Source organism: Marinobacter sp. CA1 (genome assembly GCF_020546665.1).
In the GTDB taxonomy this organism is placed as follows: domain Bacteria; phylum Pseudomonadota; class Gammaproteobacteria; order Pseudomonadales; family Oleiphilaceae; genus Marinobacter; species Marinobacter xestospongiae.
This window is the reverse complement of record NZ_CP071785.1, coordinates 2,394,667-2,411,443: the sequence shown is the minus strand read 5'-3', so window position 1 is coordinate 2,411,443 and position 16,777 is coordinate 2,394,667. Positions and strand designations below refer to the sequence as shown.

At 61.1% G+C, this 16,777-nt stretch carries 13 protein-coding genes; 12 read left to right on the top strand and 1 reads right to left on the bottom strand.

Translation table 11 applies throughout. The features are described from left to right. The first annotated feature begins 10 nt into the window (after positions 1–10). The 11 genes from J2887_RS11025 to J2887_RS10975 all read left to right on the top strand — a co-directional run bounded on the left by J2887_RS11025 (position 11) and on the right by J2887_RS10975 (position 15,395). A complete protein-coding gene (locus J2887_RS11025) occupies positions 11–1,642 on the top strand; it encodes a hypothetical protein (protein ID WP_227171190.1) in 1,632 nt (543 codons plus the stop codon). Then, a complete protein-coding gene (locus J2887_RS11020) occupies positions 1,639–4,425 on the top strand; it encodes a tetratricopeptide repeat protein (RefSeq protein ID WP_227171189.1) in 2,787 nt (928 codons plus the stop codon). Before J2887_RS11025 ends, J2887_RS11020 begins: the two co-directional genes overlap by 4 nt. Further along, on the top strand, positions 4,418–5,068 hold the full coding sequence (locus J2887_RS11015; RefSeq protein WP_227171188.1) for a tetratricopeptide repeat protein: 651 nt from the start codon (positions 4,418–4,420) through the stop codon (positions 5,066–5,068). Before J2887_RS11020 ends, J2887_RS11015 begins: the two co-directional genes overlap by 8 nt. 59 nt (positions 5,069–5,127) lie before the next feature. After that, complete coding sequence (locus J2887_RS11010; RefSeq protein ID WP_227171187.1) at positions 5,128–5,430, top strand: hypothetical protein; 303 nt, start codon at positions 5,128–5,130, stop codon at positions 5,428–5,430. Between the two features lie 18 nt (positions 5,431–5,448). After that, positions 5,449–6,096 (top strand): MotA/TolQ/ExbB proton channel family protein, encoded by a 648-nt coding sequence (locus J2887_RS11005; protein WP_227171186.1) that lies wholly within the window; start codon positions 5,449–5,451, stop codon positions 6,094–6,096. Positions 6,097–6,109: 13 nt separating this feature from the next. After that, positions 6,110–6,631: an ExbD/TolR family protein gene (locus J2887_RS11000; RefSeq protein ID WP_227171185.1), complete on the top strand. Its 522-nt coding sequence runs from the start codon at positions 6,110–6,112 to the stop codon at positions 6,629–6,631. After that, positions 6,628–7,143 (top strand): ExbD/TolR family protein, encoded by a 516-nt coding sequence (locus J2887_RS10995; protein WP_227171184.1) that lies wholly within the window; start codon positions 6,628–6,630, stop codon positions 7,141–7,143. Before J2887_RS11000 ends, J2887_RS10995 begins: the two co-directional genes overlap by 4 nt. Positions 7,144–7,483: 340 nt before the next feature. Next, on the top strand, positions 7,484–8,107 hold the full coding sequence (locus J2887_RS10990) for an AgmX/PglI C-terminal domain-containing protein (protein WP_227171183.1): 624 nt from the start codon (positions 7,484–7,486) through the stop codon (positions 8,105–8,107). Positions 8,108–8,450: 343 nt separating this feature from the next. Then, positions 8,451–10,124 carry an AMP-binding protein gene (locus J2887_RS10985; RefSeq protein WP_227171182.1) on the top strand — a complete coding sequence of 558 codons (1,674 nt, stop codon included), beginning with the start codon at positions 8,451–8,453 and terminating at the stop codon, positions 10,122–10,124. A 155-nt stretch (positions 10,125–10,279) separates the two neighbouring features. After that, complete coding sequence (gene hrpA, locus J2887_RS10980) at positions 10,280–14,161, top strand: ATP-dependent RNA helicase HrpA (protein ID WP_227176103.1); 3,882 nt, start codon at positions 10,280–10,282, stop codon at positions 14,159–14,161. A gap of 112 nt (positions 14,162–14,273) precedes the next feature. Continuing rightward, complete coding sequence (locus tag J2887_RS10975) at positions 14,274–15,395, top strand: beta-ketoacyl-ACP synthase III (RefSeq protein ID WP_227171181.1); 1,122 nt, start codon at positions 14,274–14,276, stop codon at positions 15,393–15,395. A 47-nt stretch (positions 15,396–15,442) separates the two neighbouring features. On the opposite strand, the gene J2887_RS10970 is transcribed toward J2887_RS10975, so the two are convergent. Further along, positions 15,443–15,856: an acyl-CoA thioesterase gene (locus tag J2887_RS10970; protein WP_227171180.1), complete on the bottom strand. Its 414-nt coding sequence runs from the start codon at positions 15,854–15,856 to the stop codon at positions 15,443–15,445. Between the two features lie 162 nt (positions 15,857–16,018). Here J2887_RS10970 and J2887_RS10965 point away from each other — a divergent pair, with 162 nt between their 5' ends. After that, on the top strand, positions 16,019–16,741 hold the full coding sequence (locus J2887_RS10965; protein ID WP_227171179.1) for a VacJ family lipoprotein: 723 nt from the start codon (positions 16,019–16,021) through the stop codon (positions 16,739–16,741). The last annotated feature ends 36 nt before the right edge of the window (positions 16,742–16,777 follow it).

Sequence of the window (16,777 nt, the reverse complement as noted above, 5' to 3'; positions counted from 1 at the left end):
TGGAGGTAGCGTGGTCAGGGTTGTCTGCTCAATCATTCTGATGCTGTCCGTGACGTTGGTGACCGCCGCACCGTCAACGGATGCTGAGCGCCGGCTGGCACTGGCGCGATTCAGTGAAGCGGCCGGCGAACCATCGCAGGCCCTGGCCTGGCTGCAGGGGCTGGCGTCTCCGACCGCCAATTTGGTTCGAGCCAAGGCGCTGCTGGCCAGTGGCCGCCCAGAACACGCTCGCCAACTGCTGGAAGCGCTGACCCGGGGCGACCGCCACCGTGGCGAAGCCTGGCTATTGCTGGCACGAGAGCAACTGGCGGAGCAGGGTCGGGAGGCGGCCCGTTCGGCACTGCAGAACGCCGCCCGTCTCAGCCATGGAGCAACCAGGCAGGAAGCCCTGTACCACCTGGCTGACGACTATCTTCAGCAAGGGCAACTGGATCAGGCCGGGCGGGTTCTGGCCAGCATGGATGATGGCTACTGGGCAGCGATGGGCTATCACAACATCGCCACGGGCTACAGTGACGTTGACAGTACCTCGGCCAGATCCCTGGTGGCGATCCGGGTGGCGCTGGCGATGCTGGATGGTGATGGCAACCGGCGGCGAGCAGAGGCGCTGCGTGCCGAGCTTCTGCTTAAAGCCGGTTTTCTGGCCTACCAGAGCAATGAGTTCCAGAAAGCCACCGGTTTTCTGGACGACGTCCCGCTGAACAGCTTCGCGACCCCTCGAGCCCTGTACCTTCACGGTTTGGCCACCTTCGCCCAACGCCATTACCGTGGTGCGATGCAATCCTGGCACCGCGCCCGCAAGTTTCCGCTGGCCTTTTCCGGTTCGGTGGACGCCTGGCTGGGAATGGGGCGCAGCTATGATGAACTGGGCTACCTCGCCCAGGCCGGCGAAGCCTACCTGGCGGCCAACGCTGCCCTGGAAAGTGAGCAGGTGACCCTGTCCACGCTTGCCGACGAAGTCGACAACAAAGGCGCTTATCAGGCCATGGTACTGGCCGCCCGCAACAGCGATGTGGAGTGGTTCCTCGCCGACAGCCGTACACTGACACAGCCACGGCTGGCGTATCTGCTCCACCTGGCCAAACAACCGGATGCCCAGCAGGCAATCGCTCGGCTGGCGACCCTCGCGGATCTGGCACAGACGCTTCAACGTCACGAGCACGACCTCGGCCTGTTCATCGAGACCCTGGATGAGCGTCAGCGGACGTCCGTCTTAAACCCGACAGCCGAGCAGCTGGCCGCTCAGGCAACCGGGTTGGCCCGTGCTCTGGCGAACCTTCAGGGCGACGAGGAGCAAGCCAGCCGGACGGAGCTGGCGTCGATCACGGTCCAGCTGTCGGACATCCGGGATTCGCTGGATCGTTGGCAGGACCGAACCACGTTCGCGAGAACGCAGCAGGCCCGTCTTCGTGATCGGGCCCGGACATTGAAAACGACAATCCCCACGCTCCTGACAGCTGTGACCGAGTTGCAGGAGGCGGCGGGACAGGAGCTTGACCGCATCGCTACGGACTTTATTGAAGGTGAACGCCGACGCATCCGTCTTGCGCAGGATCGTGCTGAACAGCACATTGCCTACCTGTATGAGTATCTGGCGCTTAACACCCTCGAGCGGGATTTGCAGCGGGAGGTGGCGGAATGAGATGGCCAGCGCCCGGGGCGCATCTGTTGCTCGGCTTGGTGCTGGCAACATCGACACCAGTATGGGGGCAGGAGGCCTTCCAGGTGACCCTGGACCGTGATGGCGAGACCATCGGGGACATGCGGCCTGTGTTCCTGCAATTCGAGAGCAAGTCGCTTCCGGCCATCTCGCCCCGGGAAGTGGCCCGCCGCTACGTTCGCATGTTCGACCAGACCTTTGATCCGACGTTGCGGATTGATGCCCTGAACCGTCTGGCCAGCCTTCAGGACCGGGCGGCCGGGGATCTGCAGATTGATGTTGAAACCGAGCTTCGCCTCTATCGTGAAGCCATCAGCGACTACGACCAGCTCATTGCGACCGGTGAGTCCGATTACCCGCGGGACCAATTGCTGTACCAGCTTGCCAAGGCCCACGCCTTGGTCGGAGAAGGCGAACGCAGCATCGCCCAGTTGCAGCGTCTGGTCCGCGAACACCCGCGCTCGCCACTGATTCACGAAGCCCGTTTCCGTATTGCTGAACGGGCGTTTGCGCTACAGGACTACGCTCAGGCCGAGGCCGGCTACCAGCAGGTCATCAAGGCCGACGACGCCACCGACAGTCTCAAGACCAAGACCTGGTACATGCTGGGCTGGAGCCAGTACAAACAGGACGCGCTGGATCGGGCCGGGGACTCGTTCATCGCAGTGCTGGACCAGAAAGCCGAGGTCACAGACCGCTTCCGGGCCGTGCCCGACGGTGAGTTGGAAGTGGTCGACGACACCCTGCGTATTCTGGCGTTGATCAGCGCCCGGACCGGCGGAGCCAATGCGCTGGCGAGCCGTCTGGCGCGTGTCGGCGAGCGGGACTACGAATATCTGCTGTATGACCGGTTGGCTGACTACTACGCCAGTGAAGGTCGAGCCAGGGACAGCGTAGCGGCAGCGGAGCGCTTTATTCGCAATCAGCCAGCCCACGCCAGCGTGCCGGCCTTGCGCCAGCAGGTTATTGCCGTCTGGCAGCAGCAGGGGTTTGCCGATCAGGCCCGTGATGCCAAGGCCGACTACATCGCGGCCTACCGCGATCAGGGCAGCTACGATCGGCTGCAGGAGAACGAGCAGGTACTGTGGCAGCGTTATACCCGGGAACTGGCGGATTACCACTATCAGCGCGCCGGCACGGCGACTGCCACCGCCGAGGAATTTGCCCGTTCTGGCGATCTCTACAGCCTGTTGGCGCCACGTCTGACCGATAGCGGCGACGTTCAGCGCCTGGCCGGGGATGCCTGGTTACAGGCCGGGGACTATCAACGGGCGCTGGATGAATACCGCAACGCTGGTTACCACGCGCCAGACTACCAGGAGGCGGCCGATGCCGCCTGGGCGGCGGTGCGGCTTATGGCCGAGGGTCTGGACCGGAAGGTGGCGCTGGCTATCGACCTGGATGGCTACGTTGCCGGCATCCAGCGCTTCCATCGTCGCTTTGCAATGGACCCCCGGGGAAACCAGGCCTTTGTTGATGCTGCCAATCGCTTGCTGACAGCGGAGCGTGACGCCGAAGCGCTGACCATGGCTGCCGAAGTCTCCGCTGATCCTGCCGCGAGCCCGGAGGATCGTTACGCCGCCTGGCTGGCCCAGGGCCGCGCCCAGCAGGGTTTGTCCCGGTTTGATGCGGCCGAGAGGTCCTGGCGTGAAGCGCTGGCCATGACGACCCAGGGCCTTCTGGCTGTTGTCGAAAGCGAGCGCCAGGCCCTGGTGGAGCAGCTTGCCACCAGTATCTACCGGCAGGCCGAGGTAGCGCTGGCTGCGGACCAGATCGATGTCGCTGTGGCCCATTTCCAGCGCATCGACAGTGTCGCTCCCTCCAGTGAGCTGGCGATCCGGGGTCGGTTTGACGCGGCCAACACCCTGTTGAGCAGTGAACGCTGGCAGGCCGCCATCAACGAACTGGTGCGGTTCCGGGGCGATTTCCCCGACCACACGCTTGCAGCCCAGATCCACGACAAACTGGTGTATGCCTACCATGCATCCGGCCAACCCATTCGCGCTGCGGATGAACTGATGGCCGGAGCCTCGCAGAACAAGGTGCCCTGGGAAAAGCAGCTGCGGGCGGCGGAGTTCTACCACCAGGGAGGCGCTGATGGCGATCGCAATCGCATCTATCAGGCTTACCTGGCGACAGCGGCCCCGGCGGGGGATGAGCAGGAACACCTGTTGCAGCAGCGGATGCGGCAGCGGCTGATCAGCTCCGGCGCGGCCGGAGATACGCTGCGTCAGACCCTGGTCGCCCGCGAGCTGGAGAGTGACTGGCACTCGGAAGCCTCGTTGGCAGCCGCTGCCGAGGCGGCGCTGGTGCTGGGGCGTGCCGCCGGCGAGAGCTTTGCGGACATTGCGCTGATACATCCATTGCCCCAGTCCCTGGCCCGTAAACGTCAGGCGCTGGACCGGGCCCTGGAGCGCTACCGGCAAGCGCTCCGGTTTGGCACCGACGCCGCTGGCTCGGAAGCTCTGTATCGCCAGGCTGAGCTGTACCGGAAGCTGGCGGCAGACCTGATGGCTTCCAGCCGGCCAGACGGTCTCAATGAGCTGGAGTCGATGCAGTATGACCTGTTGCTGGAAGAGCAGGCCTACCCGTTTGAAGAGAAGGCCCTGGCGCTTCACGCCCGCAATCACCAGCGGCTGTCTGAAGGTTACTTCGACGAATGGGTGGCACAGAGCCTGGATGTCCTGTCCCAGTTGCATCCGGGGAGATACCAGCGGGATTCCCGCTGGATGGCCTGGACAAACGAGGAGGGTGGAGATGCCTAGCGCACAGCTGTCACTGGTGTTGAGTGTGCTGATTGTCCTGGCGGGCTGCGCCGGTAACCCGATGTCTGGCGACGACGGGGGACGTCCGGAGGGAGCCGGGCAGGCGGCAAACACCGCTCGGCAGTCGCCGGTGTCCACCAGGGCGATACCTCCGGAGCCGGAACTGACCGAAGTCCAGCAACAGCTGGTCGAACGTGCCCGAACGGCGGCCGCAAGTCAGGCGTGGGATGACGCCGCCCAGGCCCTAGAGCAGCTGTTGCAGCAGCGGGATGACCTCCCGCGATTGACCGCGCGCCTGGCCTGGGTGCGTCAGCAGCAGGGGCGCACGGCGGAAGCGACCACGCTCTACCGCGACGCCGTTGCCGCCAATCCGGCGGATGCCCTGAGTATCAACAACCTTGCCCTGCTGTTGCGTGAGGCCGGGGACTTCCGCCAGGCCAGTGAGGTCCTGGAACAGGGGTTGGCCTATTCCCCCCAGGTGCCGGAGCTGCATTTCAACCTGGCGGTGCTGAGTGAGTTGTATCTGCTGGACTTGCCGCGGGCGCTTGACCATTACCGCCAATACCAGGCCCTGCTGCCAACGCCTGAAAAACGGGTTGAAGGCTGGATTGCCGACATCGAACGCCGGGTGGACGAATCATGATCGGCGATTACCAACCTATACGGATCAGCTGCCGAATGCCGCTGATGGCTTTTACTTTGATGAGCATTGTTCTGATGGTGAACACGTTGCCAGTGCTGGCCGAAGAGACGGTCACGGACACGATATCCAAGACCCACGGCCTGGGGGTGGAAGGACAGTCCTCATTCAACAAGGACGATGATCCGCGAGTGCTGTACATACTGCCCTGGCGATCACCGAGCATACCCCGGCGACCGAGAGCGGCGCTGCCGGCGGCCGGGGATGGTTTTATGAGTCCGCTGGAGCCACTGACGTTTGAGCGTCACCGGCAGTTCCGGCAGACATTGAATCCCGATCTGGATTCGGTACACAACCAACAATAATCACAGTGGAGTATGACGATGCTGGAAACAGTGGTGCGGTTCTTTCAGGATGGTGGTCCCTTCATGTACCCGATTGCCGCGGTGCTGGTGATTGGTCTGGCCATAGCGCTGGAGCGTTTCCTGTTCCTGGGTAGCGTGCGTCGGCGCAATCGCCGCATCTTTGAAAAAGGGCTGCTGCCGCTCCTGCACAAGCGCGATTATCGCCGGGCCATGAAGGCGGCCAGCAATTCCAACAGTGACATCGCGGCCATCATTGGTGCCGGGGTTGGTCGGCTGCTGAACAACCAGCGTCGGGAGGATATTGAGTACGCAATGGAAGAGGGCCTGATGGAGGTGCTGCCGCGACTGGAAAAGCGCACCCAATACCTGGCTACACTGGCGAACGTGGCCACGTTGCTGGGTCTGCTGGGCACCATCATCGGGCTGATTGCTGCCTTCACGGCGGTTGCCAATGCGGACCCGTCGCAGAAAGCCACATTGCTGTCCGAGAGTATCTCCGTGGCGATGAACACCACGGCCTTTGGCCTGATGTCGGCGATTCCGCTGCTGATGTTCCACGCCCTGCTGCAGACCCGGACCAATGAGATTGTCGACAGTTTCGAGATGGCCGGAGTCAAGCTGCTGAACATCATTTCCGACCAGGCGGCCGAGCCGGCTGCAGCCTGATCAGGAGAGCGGCATGAGACGCAGACATCGCCGGATGAATACCACGCCGGAACTGGACATTACCGCTTTCATGAACCTGATGATTGTGCTGGTGCCGGTGTTGTTACTGGGTATGGTGTTCAATCAGCTGCATATGATTGAGCTGAACTTTCCGGGCATGGCCCCCGGTGAGGCTCCGGAGGCGGAGGAATTGCAGCTGGTGGTGACCGTCACCGACCGTGGCTTGCTGGTGGCGGACAGCGAGCGAGGCAACCTTGGCCAGCTGCCGTTGGTGGAGGGAGCGCAGGACTTTGACGGGCTACGTGAGCTGCTGATCCGAATCAAGCAGCGGCTTCCAGAAAAAACCGACATTATCCTTGAGGTCGGTGAAAGCGTTGATTATCAGACCCTGGTAACGGCGCTGGATACCGTGCGCTCCTACGAGGCCGTAGTGGCTGCCAGCGTGGTGAAAGCGGAGCTGTTCCCGGATGTGTCGCTGGCCAGCCCGGTGCCTGGCACCGCGATCAGCCCCATCGCGACGGGAGGGGCGACATGAAGCGTTCCAGTCGCGCCCTGCGGCGCCAACGCCACTACGGTCGCATGCATCGTGCCGGTGGTCTCAATCTGGTTTCTCTGATGGATATTTTCACCATCCTGGTGTTCTTCCTGATGGTGAATTCCTCGGACGTCAAGGTGCTCAAAACCAACACCGACCTGCCATTGCCGGCATCCAGTGCCGATCAGCTGGCAGCCGAGAGCCTGACGGTTGAGGTCAAGGGAAGGACCATTCTGATCGACGGCCGCGAGGTCGCTCAGCTCGATGCAGCAAAGGGTGAGGGAACCGATGGCGGCGCAGGCTTGGAGGGGCTGGAAGCCCTGGCGGCAGCCCTGGCCAGCCGTCGCGAACAGCAGGGTGAGATTTCGGACGCGGGCCTGCCGGTGACGGTACTGGCCGGAAAGGACACCGAGTACAAACTGTTGCGACAGGTACTCCAGACCTGTGTTGATCAGCAGTTCCGTCAGGTGCGGCTGGCGGTAAAGCCGCTGGAGGTGGCCGCCCATGGCTAGTATGACCGCACCAGCTGTTACCTTGCCCTGGTCTTCTGGGTCGGCAGAGGGCCATCGTTTTGGCGTGATTCTCGTTATCCTGATGGTATTGGCGGCGGTGCCGGCCGTCTGGATTCCCTGGATTCAGTTACCAGAACCCAGCCTGGGCGAGGTTCAGCGGACACCCCCGCAATCCGCACAACTGTTGCCGCCAAAACCCGTTGAACCACCGCCAATACCTGTTCAGCCAGAACCTGTGGAACCGGAACTGGTACCCGAACCCAAGCCGGAACCGAAACCAGAGCCCCCGGCAGCCAGAGCAGCGCCACAGCCTGAGCCTGCGCCACAACCGAAGCCCGCTGTGACCGAGCCGCCGCGCCAGACGGTGGAACAGGCAAGGGAGAGGGCGGCCAGCTCCGGCCTGCTGGCACTGCAGGATCAGTTGGCCAGTATGCAGCAGGATACTGCCATACCTGCGGGGCAATTGCGGGCCAATGCATCAGATCGGCGCAACACCGATACCCGGGAGCCGGAAAAGGACGTGCTGGCCAGCAGTGGTGGTGTGGCTGATACCAAGGCACCGCAACGGAGCGCGGAACTGGCAGATCATCAGGTCAAATCGGTGACGGTGGCGGCAGAGGCGGCTCCAGCCAGGCCCCGGTCCGAGCCGGCTCCGGAAACCGGTGATGGCAATGGCGAACGCGCCATGAGCAACATTCGCCAGGTGTTCGATGCCCAGAAGAATGCCCTGTATTCGTTGTATCGACGGGAACTGCGCCAAGACCCGACACTGGAAGGCAAGATCCTGCTTGAGCTGGTCATTGAACCGGACGGTCGGGTGTCGAAATGTGAGGTGGTGAGTTCTGAGCTGTCTCACCCGGAACTGGAAACCCGGCTGGCCAACCGGGTACGGTTGTTCAACTTCGGCGCTGATGCCGTCGACAAGCGCACGGTTCGCTTTCCCATCGAGTTCCTTCCGTCATGAGGCGGATATGGTTGTGCTGGTCGGGCCATCAAATAGGGCAATGGTGGTGGTAATTCATCACTGGGGGAGGGTATAAAGGACCGGGATCAGGGCCTTATTCCGAAAACTACCTCATCGTTCGCAAAACTGCTATTCTCTGCGCTCGTTTTCAGGACTGAGACTTTAGTCTGGTTGTTTTTTGGGCTAAGAGTGTGCAATCGCGACGGAGTGCATTGTCACATTATCCCAGCCGTGACTCACTGATATTGTGGCCTGATATAAAAAGAGTGAAGGGTGAGGAGCCGCAGAGCACCGACCGTACCCAAGAGCCTACAAGCACAAACGACAAACAGGAGATGGTGTGATGGATTTTGAGCAGTTCTATCAGGATAAATACCCGGGCGGCGTGCCCCGGGAGGTAGACCTGGACAAGTACCAGAATATGATCGAGGTATTCGAACAGGCCGTTAAGAAATATTCTGATCGCCCTGCCTTCAGTGCTGTCGGTGTCACTCTGACCTACCGCGACCTGGATACGCAAAGCCGTAACTTTGCTGCCTGGTTGCAGAACCATACCAACCTCAAACCTGGCGATCGCATCGCGGTCCAGATGCCGAACCTGACCCAGTATCCGGTGGTGGTTTTCGGTGCCATGCGTGCCGGCATGATTGTGGTGAATACCAACCCGCTCTACACCACGCGGGAAATGGAACACCAGTTCAACGATTCTGGTGCCAAGGCGCTGGTTGTGCTGGCGAACATGGCCGATAACGCCGAGAAGGTGGTCCCGCATACCGGTATTGAACATGTCATCGTGACCGAAATCGCTGACATGCACTCGCCGCTCAAGCGCACCCTGATGAATGCGGTGGTCAAGCACGTCAAGAAGATGGTTCCGGCCTACAACCTGCCCAAGGCGCATCGCCTGCCCGCGGTACTCAGTGCTGGCGGTAAGGCCAAGTTTACTCCGGTGGACTGCAAGAAAGATGACATCGCAGTGCTCCAGTACACCGGTGGCACCACCGGTGTGGCCAAGGGCGCCATGCTGACTCATGGCAACCTGGTGGCGAACCTGCTGCAAACTCGCCCGATGATGGGGTCCATCGTCCAGGAAGGGCAGGAAGTGGTGATCGCGCCGCTGCCGCTTTACCACATCTACTCCTTCACGCTGAACTGCGGCATCATGCTTGAGGCCGGTGCCCACAATGTGCTGATCCCCAACCCGCGGGACATTCCGGGCTTCGTCAAAGAGCTGAAGAATCACAAGTTCACCGCCTTCCTGGGGCTCAACACCCTGTTTGTGGCGCTGTGCAATAATGACGACTTCAAGAACCTGGATTTCAGCGCGCTGAAGATGACCGCTTCGGGTGGTATGGCGCTCACCAGTGACACCGCCAAGATGTGGCAGCGTGTGACCGGTTGTGAAGTCACGGAAGGCTACGGTATGACCGAAACCTCACCGGTCGTCACCTTCAATCCGCCCAGCGCCATCCAGCTTGGCACCATCGGTCTGCCGATCTGCAACACCGAGATCAAGACCATTGATGAAGAAAGCAATGAGACCCCTCTGGGTGAGCCGGGTGAGCTGTGCGTAAAGGGCCCGCAGGTGATGCGTGGCTACTGGCAGCGTCCGGAAGACACCCAGAAATCCTTCACCGACGACGGCTTCCTGCGCACCGGTGATATTGCCCTGATCCAGGAAGACGGTTACATTCGCATCGTCGATCGCAAGAAGGACATGATCATCGTGTCCGGGTTCAATGTGTTCCCGAACGAAATCGAGGATGTGGTGATCAGTCATCCGAAGGTGATCGAGTGTGCCGCGGTGGGTGTTCCCGATACCAAGAGCGGCGAAGCCGTGAAGGTGTTCCTGGTGGCATCGTCGTCGGATCTGACCGAAGGCGAGCTGAAAGAGTTCTGCCGCGAGCGCCTGACCGCTTACAAGGTGCCCAAGTTGTTTGAATTCCGCGAGGAGCTGCCGAAGACCAATGTCGGCAAGATCCTGCGTCGGGAACTGCGGGACGAAGCGACCCAGTAACCGGCGTCACGGAGATCGGTCGTGTCCCTCCGAGGGCGCGATCGCCAGGCCCCGAAAACCCTGCCTTGGCAGGGTTTTTTCGTTGATTAGAGAAGGTTTCCGAAGACCCTATGCCAGCCCAAGACCCCCACGCTGAAGCCACCAATCCGGCCGAAATGAGTATTGGCGAATTGCTGTCGAAACTGGACCACTGCAACCAGCAGGAAGCGGCCCGCATTCGCCGTCTGATGGCCCGAAGCCGGGGGCGCAAGCTCTCCGCCCGGGATCAGGACAAGGCCCGTGACTGGTTCAGCCGAGGCCTGGCCAAGGTCGAGGCGCGTTGCCAGAGCCATAGGGCCATCAGTTATCCCGATGGCCTGCCGGTGTCGGAGCGGGTTGATGACATTGCCGCGGCGCTCGCCGAACACCAGGTCATCATCGTGGCAGGGGAAACCGGTTCGGGTAAAACCACCCAGATACCCAAGATCTGTCTCAACCACGGCCGCGGTACCCGCGGGCTTATTGGCCATACCCAGCCGCGACGGCTGGCGGCCCGCAGCGTCGCTGGGCGTATCGCCGAGGAACTGGGGGAATCGGTGGGCCAGCAGGTGGGTTACCAGGTCCGCTTTACCGACAACACCAGCGACCAGTCCCGGGTCAAAGTGATGACCGATGGTATTCTGCTGGCGGAGATCCAGCATGACCGTTTCCTCGATCGTTATGACACCCTGATTATCGACGAGGCCCACGAGCGCAGCCTCAACATCGACTTCCTGCTGGGCTACCTCAGGCAGTTGCTGCCAAAGCGGCCGGACCTCAAGATCATCATTACCTCCGCGACGATCGAAGTGGAGCGCTTCAGTGAATTCTTCGGTGAAGCGCCGGTGCTGGAAGTCAGCGGTCGGACTTACCCGGTGGAAACCCGCTACCGTCCCCTTGCCGGCGATGAGGATGACCGCGACCAGAGCTGGGCCGATGGCATTCTCTCTGCGCTGGAAGAAATTGAGACTCACGAGCGCGGCGCCGGCCAGGGGCCAGGCGATGTGCTGGTGTTTCTGCCGGGGGAGCGGGAGATTCGCAACCTCAGCAAACAGCTGCGGCATTCGGACCTGCGCCATGCCGAGGTGTTGCCGCTGTACTCCCGGCTTAGCAACCAGGAGCAGAACCGGGTGTTCCAGGCGCATCGGGGGCGACGCATCGTGCTCTCCACCAACGTGGCTGAAACCTCGCTGACGGTGCCGGGCATTCGCTACGTGATCGATACCGGCGTGGCCCGAATCAGCCGGTACAGCGTGCGTTCCAAGATCCAGCGCCTGCCGGTGGAGCCGATTTCCCAGGCCAGCGCCAATCAGCGGGCTGGTCGTTGTGGACGGGTGGCTCCGGGAATCTGCTTCCGTTTGTACGATGAAACCGATTTCATCAATCGCCCGGAGTACACCGATCCGGAGATTCTCCGCACCAACCTGGCGTCGGTCATTCTGCAGATGGCCACCAGCGGGTTGGGGGACATCCGTCAGTTTCCGTTCCTTGAGGCGCCGGACAACCGGCTGATCAACGACGGTTATAAGTTGTTGGAAGAACTCAACGCCGTGGATGGCAAGCGCAAGGTGAGCCAGTTGGGGCGTACCATGGCGCGGTTGCCTCTCGACCCCCGGCTGGCGAGGATGCTGGTAACAGCGGCGGATGAGGGCAGCCTCAGTGAAGTGCTGGTGATCATCGCCGGCCTGAGCGTTCAGGACCCAAGGGAACGGCCGCAGGAAAAGCAGCAGGCAGCGGATCAGGCGCATTCGGAATTTGTCGACAAGGAATCGGACTTTGTCAGCCTGCTCAACCTGTGGAACTTCTATGAGGAGCAGCGCCAGGAGCAGACCCAGAACCAGCTCAAGAAACTCTGCAAGAAGTATTACCTGTCCTGGATGCGGATGCGGGAATGGCGTGACATTCATCGTCAGCTCACCCTGATCTGCCGTGAGCAGAAGCTGGCATTCAATGCGGAAGCCGCCGCATACCCAGCCATTCACAAGGCCATCCTGGCCGGTCTGCTGGGGCAGGTGGCCACTAAAATCGAGAAGCGGGAATACCTGGCCACCCGCAACCGCAAGGTGCAGATCTTTCCTGGCTCCAAAGTCGCCAAATCCGCACCGAAATGGCTGGTGGCGGCAGAGATTGTTGAGACCAGCCGGGTGTTCGCTCGCATGGTGGCGAAGATCGAGCCGGAATGGATCGAGCCGCTGGCGGGCCACGTCGTCAAGAAACACCACTTTGAACCCCACTGGGAGCGTAAGCGGGCCCAGGTGGTCGGTTTTGAGAAGGTCTCATTGTATGGTCTGGACGTGGTGCCTCGACGGAAGATCAACTACGCCAAGTTCGACCCGGCACAATGCCGTGACCTGTTCATTCGCCGGGCGCTGGTCGAAGGGGATTACACCAGCAAGGCCCCCTTCCTGGAAGCCAACCGGGCCATGCTGGCCGACGTGGAGGACCTGGAGCACAAGACCCGTCGTCGTGACCTGCTGGTGGATGACGAAACGCTGGTGGCGTTCTACGATCAGCGGCTGCCGGACGCCGTCATCAGCGGCGGGCATTTTGAGCGCTGGTGGAAGTCGCTTGCTGCGGACGAGCTGAAGGCGCTGGAGCTGACCGAGGATGATGTGCTGCAACGCCCTGTCGATGAGGGCGAACAGGCGCAGTACCCTGACTACCTGGAGTGGGAAGGCGTCAGTTACCCGCTGAGCTATCAGTTCGAACCGACTGGCGACGACGACGGTGTCACCCTGCAGGTGCCGATTGTGGCGCTGAAACAGCTGCCCAACCAGCGCCTGGAATGGCTGGTGCCCGGGCTGGTGCGGGAGAAATGCATAGCGTTGGTGAAGGCGTTGCCTAAGTCGCTGCGCCGAAACTTCGTGCCGGTGCCGGATTTCGTCGATGCGGCGCTGGAGAACATGGCGCCTTCCAACGAACCATTGACCGAGACCCTGGCGCACCAGTTGCGGCGGATGACCGGGGTACGAATTGAACCGCAAGACTGGCAACTGGATGGCTTGCCCCACCACCTGCGGATGAACGTCCGGGTGGTGGACGATCAGGGCGGAGTGATCGCTCAGGGCCGGGATACCGACCAACTCCAGCAAACGCTGGAGAGCCGGGCGGAGGAGGCGCTGTCATCAGCCCCGGGTAGCGGAAACGACCTGCCGGATCTGCCCGATGCGCAGGACTGGCAGTTTGGCGAATTGCCCGTCCAGGTTCAGACCGAACGCGGTGGCATGCAGGTTACTGTCTATCCGGCGCTTGAGGACCTGGGCCAGGACGTCCGGCTAACCCAGTACCTCGATCCACTGGCGGCAGAACGGGCCAGTCGTAAAGCCATTGCCCGGCTGATCATCAACCGCCTGGGTAACACCCTGGAGGATGTAGACCGACGTCTGGCTCACTTCAAGGCCTCCGCACTGCTGTTTGCCCCCATCGGTCAGGCCCGGGTGCTGCTGGATGACCTGTTGCTGGCGGCCGCCATGGCGCATTTCCTGGGCGAGGGGCTGCCGCGGTCGGAGCCGCAGTTTGTTGCGCTGTACGATCAGCGGCGGGGGGATTTCTTTGACACCCTGTCCGCCCTTGACGAGCATCTGCACCAGGCCATGACCGGCTACCACAACATCATGAAGCGGCTCAAAGGCAAGATAAGTCTGGCTCTGGCCAACAGCATGGCGGACCTTAAATTCCAGCTTGAGCACCTGGTGTTCCCCGGCTTCCTGGTGCAGACCCCAGGTGAATGGCTGGCGGAGTTTGGCCGCTACTTTGAGGCTGCCCAGGTGCGACTGGAGAAAATGCCCCGGGAGATGGGCCGGGAGCGGGAGTTCCTCCACGCCATCGAGCCTCTCTGGAGTCGGTATGCCAAGCGGTTGGAGCAGCACCGTCGCCAGGGCATTGATGACCCGGAGCTGACCCTCTATCGCTGGATGCTGGAGGAGTACCGGGTGTCTTACTTTGCCCAGCAACTGGGAACCCGGATGCCGGTGTCCATCAAGCGCCTCGACAAACAGTGGGAGCAGGTGCGGCAGTGAGGGGACACTCGTGATCGGTGTCCGACACAAGTCGTGTCAGCCCAGGCGCTAATCTGTGCTAGGATTTGCCTTTGATTGAACCGTTTTCAATAGACATGACTTGGGGTTACGCGTGATTAAAGCCGTCATTAGCGGGACTGGACTGTACACACCGCCTGCAACCATCAGCAACGAAGAGCTGGTTGTCGCCTTCAATACCTTTGTAGAGCGCCACAATGCCAGCAACGCTGAAGCCATCGAACGGGGTGAGCTGGAGGCATTGCAGCCTTCAGCCGCCGATTTCATCGAAAAAGCCTCCGGCATCAAGCGTCGTCATGTCATTGATCGTGAGGGTATTCTGGACCCGGAACGGATGGCCCCGCACATCCCCGAGCGCAGCAACGATGAGCCGTCGGTACAGTGCGAGATGGCGGTGACAGCCTGCCAGCAGGCGATGGAATCCGCTGGCCGGACCGCGGAAGATGTCGATGCCGTGATAGTGGCCTGTTCCAACATGCAGCGGCCTTACCCCGCGGTTGCGGTGGAAGTGCAGCAGGCACTGGGTATTGACGGTTTTGGGTACGACATGAATGTGGCCTGCAGCTCAGCCACCTTTGGCCTGCAGGCGGCGGTCAATGCGGTGGAAAACGGCACCGCCCGGGCGGTCTTGGTGGTCAGCCCGGAAATCTGCTCCGGTCACCTCAATTTCCGCGATCGCGACAGTCATTTCATCTTTGGTGACGCCTGCACCGCGATCCTGGTTGAGCGGGACAGCGATGTTGATGCCGGCAAAGGCTTCGACATCCTTGGCACTCGCCTGAAGACCAAATTCTCCAACAACATCCGCAACAATTTCGGTTTCCTCAACCGCGCCGATGAGAGCGGCATTGGCAAGCCGGACAAGCTCTTCGTCCAACAGGGGCGCAAGGTGTTCAAGGAAGTCTCGCCGATGGTTGCCGAAACCATTCTGTCGCACCTTGAGAGCCTGTCGCTGACCCCGGATGATCTCCGTCGCCTGTGGCTGCATCAGGCTAATCTGAACATGAATCAGCTGATCGCCCGCCGGGTGCTCGGTCGGGACGCCACCACAGAGGAAGCTCCGGTGATTCTGGACGAGTACGCCAACACCAGTTCGGCGGGCTCGATCATCGCATTCCACCAGCATCAGGACGACCTGGCCAGTGGCGATCTGGGCATTATCTGCTCGTTCGGAGCCGGCTACTCCATTGGCAGCGTGGTGGTGCGTCGGCGCTGATACCAAAGGGCGGCACCCTGGGGTGCTGCCCGTCTTTCCTGCGCCGCTCAGTCCTGTGTCTGGGCCAGCTCCCGAAGCTGGTCTGGCAGGCGAGTGGAACTGCGGGAAGTCCAGTCCATCCAGACGATCTTGGCATATCCCTCGGCGTAGCGAACCCCCGTGTCCACGTCAGTCAGAGTGTACTGGGTGTCAAGGCTGGAATTTCCGGCCTTACCCACGTATGTTTTCACTTCCACTGTTGCCGGGTGGGCCATCTCCCTGAGAAACGTCGCACCGGTGGTAATGATGACCGCGCCGCTGGACGCGTTCTCATCGGCCAAACCGAGTGAGTCGAGCCAGACCATTCGGGCCTCTTCAAAGAAACGGAAGTACACGGTGTTGTTGGCGTGGCCCAAGGCATCCATATCGCCCCAGCGTAGGGGGATACGGAGACTGCTGACCGGGTTGCCGGAAATGGACATGGATTCTCCTCTTTAGAAGTACAAACGGGCGTTAAAAGCCCGAGCGGGTGCTGATTTCGGGGGAGTCTACTTTTAACCAATTGAGACAGGTATCACAACCTCAGGAAGGCTATGGTGCAGTATCTGAGCAGGGTATGGATTGCGGTTGCATGTTTCTCGATAATGGCGGGTTGCTCAACCCAGCAGGCCCGGCCGGATGCCGACACCTGGGACGATACGCCGCCTCAGCTTGATCCCGCCGATCCCTACGAGAACTGGAACCGGAATATCTTCGGTTTCAACGAGTTTGTTGACGACTGGTTCCTGCGCCCGGTTGCTGAAGGCTACCGCTGGGTGATGCCAACCTTCGCTGACCGCGCCGTGACCAACTTCTTCAGCAACCTTTCCGAATTGGGCAACTTTGCCAACAGCCTGCTCCAGCTGAAAGGGGAGTCGGCGATCGTGGCAGCCGGGCGCTTCACCTATAACACCGTGTTCGGACTGGGTGGACTGATCGACGTGGCCACCGTGTTTGAGCTTCCGGAGCGCCCGGAAGATTTCGGTCAGACCCTGGGCTACTGGGGCGTGAACAGCGGGCCCTACCTGATGCTCCCCCTTCTGGGACCGTCAACACCGAGAGATTTCGGCGGTATGCTGACTGACATGTACGCCATGCCATCGCTGTGGAGCCTGGCCGAAGCACCGGAAATCTACTATGCCCAGGGCGTTCAGATCGTCGACATCCGTGCGGATCTTATCCCTGCCGAGAGCTTTATTTCCGGCGACAAGTACAACTTTATCCGTAACGCCTATCTGCAGCGCCGGGAGTTCCTGATCAACGACGGTGAAGTCCAGGAAGACCCGTTTGCCCAGGAAGATGAAGATCTGATGCTCGACGACTTTTGATGCACTTTTGATACCGCCCGGTGGCCGGGTTATAGT